This window comes from Streptomyces sp. NPDC051563 (assembly GCF_044454225.1).
Lineage (GTDB): Bacteria > Actinomycetota > Actinomycetes > Streptomycetales > Streptomycetaceae > Streptomyces.
Window position 1 is genome coordinate 215,599 of the sequence record NZ_JBITDL010000014.1, and the last position, 9,461, is coordinate 225,059.

9 protein-coding genes are annotated in these 9,461 nt (G+C 68.8%); 6 read left to right on the forward strand and 3 right to left on the reverse strand.

Annotation, left to right across the window (positions count from 1 at the left end; translation table 11 throughout):
- The first annotated feature begins 88 nt into the window (after window positions 1-88).
- From ACIA8F_RS18850 to ACIA8F_RS18865, 4 genes are all read left to right on the forward strand, one after another.
- Window positions 89-2,311 carry a polyribonucleotide nucleotidyltransferase gene (locus tag ACIA8F_RS18850; RefSeq protein WP_385370554.1) on the forward strand — a complete coding sequence of 741 codons (2,223 nt, stop codon included), beginning with the start codon at window positions 89-91 and terminating at the stop codon, window positions 2,309-2,311.
- Window positions 2,308-3,687, forward strand: a complete 1,380-nt coding sequence (locus ACIA8F_RS18855; RefSeq protein WP_385370530.1) for a M16 family metallopeptidase — start codon at window positions 2,308-2,310, stop codon at window positions 3,685-3,687. The genes ACIA8F_RS18850 and ACIA8F_RS18855 overlap by 4 nt, the downstream gene beginning before the upstream one ends.
- Window positions 3,688-3,761: 74 nt before the next feature.
- Window positions 3,762-4,514: a 4-hydroxy-tetrahydrodipicolinate reductase gene (dapB, locus tag ACIA8F_RS18860; RefSeq protein ID WP_399380024.1), complete on the forward strand. Its 753-nt coding sequence runs from the start codon at window positions 3,762-3,764 to the stop codon at window positions 4,512-4,514.
- 19 nt (window positions 4,515-4,533) lie between these two features.
- Window positions 4,534-4,986, forward strand: coding sequence for a hypothetical protein (locus tag ACIA8F_RS18865; RefSeq protein WP_399380025.1), 453 nt, complete (start codon window positions 4,534-4,536; stop codon window positions 4,984-4,986).
- A gap of 69 nt (window positions 4,987-5,055) precedes the next feature.
- Here the strand turns inward: ACIA8F_RS18865 and ACIA8F_RS18870 are convergent, their stop codons facing one another.
- Window positions 5,056-5,613: a PH domain-containing protein gene (locus ACIA8F_RS18870; protein ID WP_399380027.1), complete on the reverse strand. Its 558-nt coding sequence runs from the start codon at window positions 5,611-5,613 to the stop codon at window positions 5,056-5,058.
- A 48-nt stretch (window positions 5,614-5,661) separates the two neighbouring features.
- On the reverse strand, window positions 5,662-5,901 hold the full coding sequence (locus tag ACIA8F_RS18875) for a hypothetical protein (RefSeq protein ID WP_399380029.1): 240 nt from the start codon (window positions 5,899-5,901) through the stop codon (window positions 5,662-5,664).
- A gap of 405 nt (window positions 5,902-6,306) precedes the next feature.
- Here ACIA8F_RS18875 and dapA point away from each other — a divergent pair, with 405 nt between their 5' ends.
- Both dapA and ACIA8F_RS18885 read left to right on the forward strand, forming a co-directional pair.
- Entirely contained in the window at window positions 6,307-7,206 is a 900-nt protein-coding gene (gene dapA, locus ACIA8F_RS18880; protein ID WP_266904008.1) for a 4-hydroxy-tetrahydrodipicolinate synthase, read from the forward strand.
- A gap of 116 nt (window positions 7,207-7,322) precedes the next feature.
- Window positions 7,323-9,008 carry a ribonuclease J gene (locus ACIA8F_RS18885; protein WP_399380031.1) on the forward strand — a complete coding sequence of 562 codons (1,686 nt, stop codon included), beginning with the start codon at window positions 7,323-7,325 and terminating at the stop codon, window positions 9,006-9,008.
- Between the two features lie 209 nt (window positions 9,009-9,217).
- On the opposite strand, the gene ACIA8F_RS18890 is transcribed toward ACIA8F_RS18885, so the two are convergent.
- A partial coding sequence (locus tag ACIA8F_RS18890; protein WP_399380032.1) for a hypothetical protein occupies window positions 9,218-9,461 on the reverse strand: 244 nt, incomplete at its 5' end.

The window sequence follows — 9,461 nt, forward strand, 5'->3', positions numbered from 1 at the left end:
ACCGGCCCGCACGCCAGGAGCGCTTCTCCGCAACCGTCCACCACCACACGGGTGGCGGACGGAGACGACGAAAATGGAGAAAACGCTAGTGGAGAACGAGACCCACTACGCCGAGGCCGTCATTGACAACGGTTCCTTCGGCACCCGCACCATCCGCTTCGAGACGGGCCGTCTGGCCCGCCAGGCCGCCGGCTCCGCCGTTGCCTACCTGGACGACGACACGATGGTGCTTTCCGCCACCACCGCGTCGAAGAAGCCCAAGGACCAGCTCGACTTCTTCCCCCTCACGGTGGACGTCGAGGAGCGCCAGTACGCGGCCGGCAAGATCCCCGGTTCCTTCTTCCGCCGCGAGGGCCGCCCCTCCGAGGACGCGATCCTCACCTGTCGCCTGATCGACCGCCCGCTGCGCCCGTCCTTCAAGAAGGGCCTGCGCAACGAGATCCAGGTCGTCGCGACGATCATGGCGCTCAACCCCGACCACCTGTACGACGTCGTGGCGATCAACGCCGCCTCCGCGTCCACCCAGCTGGCCGGCCTGCCCTTCTCCGGCCCGATCGGCGGCGTCCGCGTCGCGCTGATCCGCGGCCAGTGGGTTGCCTTCCCGACGCACACCGAGCTCGAGGACGCCGTCTTCGACATGGTCGTCGCGGGCCGCGTGCTCGAGGACGGCGACGTCGCGATCATGATGGTCGAGGCCGAGGCCACCGAGAAGACCATCGCCCTGGTCAAGGGCGGCGCCGAGGCGCCGACCGAGGAGGTCGTGGCCGCCGGCCTCGACGCCTCGAAGCCCTTCATCAAGGTCCTCTGCAAGGCCCAGGCGGACCTGGCGGCCAAGGCCGCCAAGCCCGAGGGCGAGTTCCCGGTCTTCCTGGACTACCAGGACGACGTCTACGAGGCCCTCTCGGCCGCGGTCAAGGGCGAGCTCTCCCAGGCGCTGACCATCGCGGGCAAGCAGGACCGCGAGGCCGAGCTGGACCGCGTCAAGGAGATCGCCGCCGAGAAGCTCCTCCCGGCCTTCGAAGGCCGCGAGAAGGAGATCTCCGCCGCGTACCGCAGCCTCACCAAGGCCCTGGTCCGCGAGCGCGTCATCAAGGACAAGGTCCGGATCGACGGCCGCGGGATCACGGACATCCGTACCCTCGCCGCCGAGGTCGAGGCCATCCCGCGCGTGCACGGCTCGGCGCTGTTCGAGCGTGGCGAGACCCAGATCCTGGGCGTCACCACCCTCAACATGCTCCGCATGGAGCAGCAGCTGGACACCCTCTCCCCGGTGACCCGCAAGCGCTACATGCACAACTACAACTTCCCGCCGTACTCGGTCGGCGAGACCGGCCGCGTCGGTTCGCCGAAGCGCCGCGAGATCGGCCACGGCGCGCTCGCCGAGCGTGCGATCGTGCCGGTCCTCCCGACGCGCGAGGAGTTCCCCTACGCGATCCGTCAGGTGTCCGAGGCCCTCGGCTCCAACGGTTCGACGTCCATGGGCTCGGTCTGCGCCTCCACCATGTCGCTGCTGAACGCCGGTGTGCCCCTCAAGGCCCCCGTCGCCGGCATCGCCATGGGCCTGATCTCGCAGGAGATCGACGGCAAGACCCACTACGTCGCCCTCACCGACATCCTCGGTGCGGAGGACGCCTTCGGCGACATGGACTTCAAGGTCGCCGGCACCAAGGAGTTCGTCACCGCGCTCCAGCTGGACACCAAGCTCGACGGCATCCCGGCCTCGGTTCTGGCCGCCGCCCTCAAGCAGGCCCGCGACGCCCGCCTCCACATCCTCGACGTGATGATGGAAGCGATCGACACGCCGGACGCCATGTCCCCGTTCGCCCCCCGGATCATCACCGTCAAGATCCCGGTGGACAAGATCGGTGAGGTCATCGGCCCCAAGGGCAAGATGATCAACCAGATCCAGGAGGACACCGGCGCCGAGATCACGATCGAGGACGACGGCACCATCTACATCGGTGCCGCCGACGGTCCGGCCGCCGAGGCCGCCCGCGCCACGATCAACCAGATCGCCAACCCGACCATGCCGGAGGTCGGCGAGCGGTACCTGGGTACGGTCGTCAAGACCACCACCTTCGGTGCCTTCGTCTCCCTCATGCCCGGCAAGGACGGCCTGCTGCACATCTCGCAGATCCGCAAGCTCGCCGGTGGCAAGCGCGTGGAGAACGTCGAGGACGTGCTCGCGGTCGGCACCAAGGTCCAGGTCGAGATCGCCGAGATCGACTCGCGCGGCAAGCTCTCCCTGGTCCCCGTGATCGACGGCGAGGCCGCCGGCGACGACGCTGACAAGGACGACTCCGACAAGTGACGTCGCGTAGTTCCCGTGTGACGGCCCGCCCCTCTTCGGAGGGGCGGGCCGTCGCCCGTACCCAAACACTGCTCAAGGGCGCGAACGGCATCGGCACCGTCCGGCGCACGGTCCTCCCCGGCGGACTGCGCGTCGTCACCGAGACGCTGCCGTCCGTCCGCTCCGCCACCTTCGGGATCTGGGCACACGTCGGCTCCCGGGACGAGACGCCTTCGCTGAACGGCGCCACGCACTACCTGGAACACCTCCTCTTCAAGGGCACCGAGAAGCGCAGTGCCCTCGACATCTCCTCCGCGATCGACGCGGTCGGCGGAGAGATGAACGCCTTCACGGCGAAGGAGTACACCTGCTACTACGCGCGGGTCCTCGACACCGACCTGCCGCTGGCCATCGACGTCGTGTGCGACATGCTCACCGGCTCGCTGATCCTCGAATCCGATGTCGACGCCGAGCGCGGAGTCATCCTCGAAGAGATCGCGATGACCGAGGACGACCCGGGCGACATGGTCCACGACCTGTTCGCCCAGACCATGTACGGGGACACCCCGCTCGGGCGCCCCGTCCTCGGCACCGTCGACACGATCAACGCGCTCACCGCCGACCGGATCCGCCGCTTCTACAAGAAGCACTACGACCCCACCCACCTGGTCGTGGCGGCCGCGGGCAACGTCGACCACAACAAGGTCGTACGCCAGGTCCGCGCGGCCTTCGAGAAGGCCGGCGCCCTGACCCGCACCGACGCCGAACCGGTCGGTCCGCGCTCCGGCACCAAGCGGATCCGCACCTCCGGCCGCGTGGAGCTGGTCAACCGCAAGACCGAGCAGGCCCACGTGGTCCTCGGCATGCCGGCCCTGGCCCGCACCGACGAGCGGCGCTGGGCGCTCGGCGTACTGAACACCGCGCTCGGCGGCGGCATGTCCTCCCGCCTCTTCCAGGAGGTCCGGGAGAAGCGCGGCCTCGCCTACAGCGTGTACTCGTACACCTCGGGCTTCGCCGACACCGGCCTCTTCGGCGTCTACGCCGGCTGCCGCCCCAACCAGGTCCACGACGTCCTGCGGATCTGCCGGGACGAGCTGGACAAGGTCGCCTCCGACGGGATCACCGACGAGGAGATCCGGCGGGCCGTCGGCCAGCTGTCCGGCTCCACCGTCCTCGGCCTGGAGGACACCGGCGCGATCATGAACCGCATCGGCAAGAGCGAGCTGTGCTGGGGCGACCAGATGTCGGTCGACGACCTGCTGGCCCGGATCGCGGCCGTCACCCCGGACGAGGTGCGCTCGGTCGCGCAGGACGTCCTGGCCCAGCGGCCCTCGCTCGCGGTGATCGGTCCGCTGAAGGAGAAGCAGGCGGCCCGTCTGGACGAGGCCGTCGCCTAGCCGGGCGAACCCCGGGAGCACGTTGCCCGGGCCCCGGGACAGGGCCCGGGTCCGTACGCACTTTAAGGAATGACATGAGCAAGCTGCGCGTGGCAGTTCTCGGCGCCCAGGGCCGCATCGGCTCCGAGGCGGTCAAGGCCGTCGAGGCCGCCGAGGACATGGAACTGGTGGCCGCACTCGGCCGCGGAGACAAGCTGGAGACGCTGGCCGAGGCCGGTGCCCAGGTCGCGGTCGAGCTGACCACCCCCGCCTCGGTGATGGAGAACCTGGAGTTCCTCGTCCACCACGGCATCCACGGAGTGGTCGGCACCACCGGCTGGACCGAGGACCGCCTCGCCCGGCTGAACACCTGGCTCGCCGCCTCCCCGGCGACCGGTGTGCTCATCGCGCCGAACTTCTCCATCGGCGCCGTCCTCACGATGAAGTTCGCCGCCCAGGCCGCCCGCTACTTCGAGTCCGTCGAGGTCGTCGAGCTGCACCACCCGAACAAGGTCGACGCCCCCTCCGGCACGGCGACCCGTACGGCGCAGCTCATCGCGGCCGCCCGCGCCGAGGCCGGCCTCGGCGCGCAGCCCGACGCCACCGCCACCGCCCTCGACGGCGCGCGCGGTGCGGACGTCGACGGCGTCCCGGTGCACGCGATCCGCCTGCGCGGACTGCTGGCCCATCAGGAGGTACTCCTCGGCGGCGAGGGCGAGACCCTGACCATCCGTCACGACTCCCTGCACCACAGCAGCTTCATGCCGGGCATCCTGCTCGGTGCGCGCCGCGTGACGCAGACCCCGGGCCTCACCTTCGGCCTGGAAAACTTCCTCGAACTCGGCTGACGAGCAGGCGGCTGCACCCATGCGCGCGAAGATCCTCTACTTCCTCACGGCCGCGGTCCTGGTCGTGTACTTCGTCCTGGTCGGCAGCCGGGGCCTGATGCTGATCCGGCACGGGACCTGGCTCACGGTCACCTTCGGGGTGGCCGTGCTGATCCTGCCGGTCATCGGCGTCTGGTTCCTCTGGAAGAACACCCAGTTCGTCACCCGGGCCAACCAGCTCGGAGCCGAGCTGGAGGCCGAGGGCGGGCTGCCCGTGGACGAGCTGGAGCGGGACAAGTACGGCCGGATCCTGCGGGACTCGGCCGACGAGGTCTTCGCGCGCCGCAAGGCCGAGACGGAGGACGCCCCGGGGGACTGGCGCAGCTGGTTCCGCCTCGCCATCGCCTACCACGACGCCCGCGACACCCCGCGGGCCCGCAAGGCCATGCAGAGGGCCATCTCCCTGCACGACGGAAAGCCCGTACAAGCCTGAGCCTGTACGGGCTTCCCGTGCGGGTGACGCGCCCCCTCAGGGGCGGGTGGGGCGGTGGGGCGGGACGGCTCAGGCCGGCACGGCCCGGTACTCGTCGGCCCAGGCCTCCACCGAGCCGGCGGCCCGGTCGAAGGCCTCGGTCCGCGACAGGAAATCGGCGCTGTGGTCGGTCAGCAGGACCGGCAGCTCGGAGCCGCCGCGCGCGGCCACCGTCAGGGCCTGGCCCTGCACGGTCCTCGGGAGTCCGAGCCAGCGCACGGGCTGCTGGACCGTGCGGACCTCGCCGACCTGGTTCCAGGGGATGGACCGGGTCGTGAAGAATCCGGCCACGCGCAGCCCCTTGGGGCTCACCCAGACCCCCGTGCGCAGCAGGCGCAGGGCGGAGCCGATCACGGCGAGCGAGGCGAGCAGGCCGCCCAGGGCGCCCGCCCAGGTGCCGGCGGCCACGATGATCACGGTGGCGAACAGCATGAACGAGCCGACCAGCAGCATGACGGCGGCGATGGCCACGCGCCAGGGCCCCGGGCGGTAGGGGCGGCGCCAGCGGTCGGGGTCTTCGTAGGGGAGCGTCTCCCCGGTGTCGTGCGCGTCGAATGCGCCGTCGGCCGTCAGGAAGGGCAGGGGCACGGCAGGACCTCACTCACATGCACGTTCGGTTGGGCTGTGCCCGTGAGGCTACCGCCCCTCGGAGGCCTCCGACTGCTGCGACTTCGCTGGTGCGTGGCTCGGCTGCAGTGCGGGGATGCCGAAGAGCAGGGATCCGACGAGCCCCGCGACGACGGTCAGTCCGACCAGACTACGGGCGGCGAACTGGGTCTTGCTCAGACTCTCGCGCGGCGGCGGAGTGACGTTGCTGCGGAATCGGTCGGCCTCGGCGACGAAGGCGAACGGGACGGGTTCGCGCCGGCGGAACATGGGGGACGACTCTCCTCACGGTCGGAGCCCTGGGGGCTGTGGGGTCAGGACGGGCGGATGTCCTACCAAGTAGGACGCGCGAAAGGCCCGATCGGTGCCGATTTCCGGGACATTAACCAAATTTTATGGCGCGGCGTCAGCTCCGACGCCCTCGGGCCCGGCGGGTCCGCACCCCGTTCGGGCCTGTCCGCCGCGATACCCCGTATGCCCCGATCGCCTGGTTCCGCACGGATGTACGGAACAAGTCTGAAGTGTCCGTATTGCCACGTTTCGTAAAGTTCATCTAGGCTGATCAAACGGACCCGGCACTGCTTGAACCCCCGAGCAGGCAGTGCCGGGCTCCAACACCCTCATCACGTCCCCCGAGGGGACACCGCGAGCATGGCAGCGAGTAGCGTGTTACCCATGGCTCCGATCTCGACTCCGCAGACCCCCTTCGGGCGGGTCCTCACCGCCATGATCACGCCGTTTACGGCGGATGGCGCACTTGACCTCGACGGCGCGCAGCAGCTCGCCGTCCACTTGGTGGATGCAGGCAACGACGGCCTGATCATCAACGGCACCACCGGTGAGTCGCCGACCACCACTGACGCGGAGAAAAACGACCTCGTACGAGCCGTACTCGAAGCGGTCGGAGACCGGGCCCACGTGGTCGCGGGCATCGGCACCAATGACACCCGTCACACCCTCGAGCTGGCCCGCCAGGCCGAGCGCACCGGCGCCCACGGCCTGCTCGCGGTCACCCCGTACTACAGCAAGCCGCCGCAGGAGGGCCTCTTCCGGCACTTCACGGCGATCGCCGACGCCACCGAGCTCCCGGTCATGCTCTACGACATCCCGGGCCGCAGCGGTGTCCCGATCAATACGGAAACACTCGTCCGGCTGGCCGAGCACCCCCGTATCGTTGCCAACAAGGACGCCAAGGGCGACCTCGGACGCGCCAGCTGGGCCATCGCACAGAGCGGCCTGGCGTGGTACTCCGGTGACGACATGCTGAACCTGCCGCTCCTGTCGGTCGGCGCGGTCGGCTTCGTCTCCGTGGTCGGTCACGTGGTCTCTCCCGAGCTCCGCGAGATGCTCGAGGCCCACCTGGGCGGCGACGTCCAGAAGGCCACCGAGATCCACCAGAAGCTGCTCCCCGTCTTCACCGGCATGTTCCGCACCCAGGGTGTGATCACCACCAAGGGCGCACTGAACCTGCAGGGCCTGCCCGCGGGCCCGCTGCGCCTCCCGCTCGTCGAGCTGACCGCCGAAGAGACGGCACAGCTCAAGATCGATCTTGCCGCCGGCGGGGTACAGCTCTGACACCAGACTTCACAACTGAATAAGCAGAACCACACAAGACGACAGCAAGTGCACGAATGACATGCGCGCCACGTGCCTCGACGGGTACGTGGCCGCGCGTGGTGAAGGAGAACCTTTTGAGCCATCCGCATCCTGAACTGGGTCCGCCGCCGAAGCTCCCCAAGGGCGGCCTCCGGGTCACCCCCCTGGGCGGGCTCGGTGAGATCGGCCGCAACATGACCGTCTTCGAGTTCGACGGCCGCCTGCTCATCGTCGACTGCGGCGTCCTCTTCCCCGAAGAGGAGCAGCCGGGCATCGACCTGATCCTGCCGGACTTCTCGTCCATCCGGGATCGCCTCGACGACATCGAGGGCATCGTCCTCACGCACGGCCACGAGGACCACATCGGCGCCGTCCCCTACCTCCTCCGGGAGAAGCCGGACATCCCGCTGATCGGCTCCAAGCTGACGCTGGCGCTCATCGAGGCCAAGCTCCAGGAGCACCGCATCCGCCCCTACACCCTCGAGGTGAAGGAAGGCGAGCGCGAGAACCTCGGCCCCTTCGACTGCGAGTTCGTCGCGGTCAACCACTCCATTCCGGACGCCCTGGCCGTGGCCATCCGCACCGGCGCCGGCATGGTCGTGTGCACCGGTGACTTCAAGATGGACCAGCTCCCGCTGGACAACCGCCTCACCGACCTGCACGCCTTCGCGCGTCTGAGCGAAGAGGGCATCGACCTCCTCCTCTCGGACTCGACGAACGCCGAGGTCCCGGGCTTCGTCCCGCCCGAGCGCGAGATCTCGAACGTCCTGCGCACGGTGTTCGCCAACGCCAACAACCGGATCATCGTGGCGAGCTTCGCGAGCCACGTGCACCGCATCCAGCAGATCCTCGACGCCGCGCACGAGTACGGCCGCAGGGTCGCCTTCGTCGGCCGCTCGATGGTCCGCAACATGGGCATCGCCCGCGACCTGGGCTACCTGAAGGTTCCGGCCGGCCTGGTCGTGGACGTCAAGACCCTCGACGACCTGCCGCCCCACGAGGTCGTCCTGGTCTGCACCGGTTCGCAGGGCGAGCCGATGGCGGCCCTGTCCCGCATGGCGAACCGCGACCACCAGATCCGGATCGTCCCGGGCGACACGGTCATCCTGGCCTCGTCGCTCATCCCGGGCAACGAGAACGCGGTGTACCGCGTGATCAACGGCCTGACCCGCTGGGGCGCCAACGTCGTGCACAAGGGCAACGCCAAGGTGCACGTCTCCGGCCACGCCTCCGCCGGCGAGCTGCTGTACTTCTACAACATCTGCAAGCCGCGGAACCTGATGCCGGTCCACGGCGAGTGGCGCCACCTGCGCGCCAACGCCGAGCTCGGCGCCCTGACGGGCGTACCGAAGGACCGCATCGTCATCGCCGAGGACGGCGTAGTCGTCGACCTCATCGACGGCAAGGCCCGCATCTCGGGCAAGGTCCAGGCCGGCTACGTCTACGTGGACGGCCTCTCGGTCGGCGACGTCACCGAAGCCCACCTCAAGGACCGCAAGATCCTCGGCGACGAGGGCATCATCTCGGTCTACGTCGTGGTGGACAGCACCACTGGCAAGATCGTCAGCGGCCCGAACATCCAGGCCCGCGGCTCCGGCATCGAGGACTCGGCGTTCGCCTCCGTCCTGCCGAAGATCGAGGAAGCCATCGCCCGCGCCGCCGCGGACGGCGTGGCAGAGCCGCACCAGATCCAGCAGCTCATCCGTCGCACGATGGGCAAGTGGGTCTCGGACGGCTACCGCCGCCGCCCGATGATCCTCCCGGTCGTCGTCGAGGTCTGACCCTCGCCGTAGCGACCACGCCGGAGCGGGGCAACCGGATTTGCATCCGGGGGCCCCGCTCCAGTACGTTTACGTCTCCACCTCGCACGACCCCCCGGCACACACGTGTGCCCGGCCATGTCGATGCGGGCGGGTGGGATTCCAGAGCAGGGAAACCTGATAAAGTCTGGCTCGCCCGAAAGGGAATGGCTCTCCAATGGCCATCCAATTCAAATCCAAGTCGGAAACGACACGGAAATGATCTGGTAGAGTTGGAATCGCCGGAAAGGGAAAACGCGAAAGCGGATGACCTGGAAGGCGGGAAACAAGCGAGACAGACTCTGATAGAGTCTGAAACGCAAGAACAGAACAGAACGAAGCCCGGAGGAAAGCCCGAGAGGGTGAGTACAAAGGAAGCGTCCGTTCCTTGAGAACTCAACAGCGTGCCAAAAATCAACGCCAAAAAGTTGATAC

Bases quoted from the DNA above. Each gene is read 5' to 3' on its own strand.
- dapB (WP_399380024.1), top strand. From the start codon at position 3,762: ATGAGCAAGCTGCGCGTGGCAGTTCTCGGCGCCCAGGGCCGCATCGGC.
- ACIA8F_RS18875 (WP_399380029.1), bottom strand. From the start codon at position 5,901: ATGTTCCGCCGGCGCGAACCCGTCCCGTTCGCCTTCGTCGCCGAGGCC.
- dapA (WP_266904008.1), top strand. From the start codon at position 6,307: ATGGCTCCGATCTCGACTCCGCAGACCCCCTTCGGGCGGGTCCTCACC.
- ACIA8F_RS18865 (WP_399380025.1), top strand. From the start codon at position 4,534: ATGCGCGCGAAGATCCTCTACTTCCTCACGGCCGCGGTCCTGGTCGTG.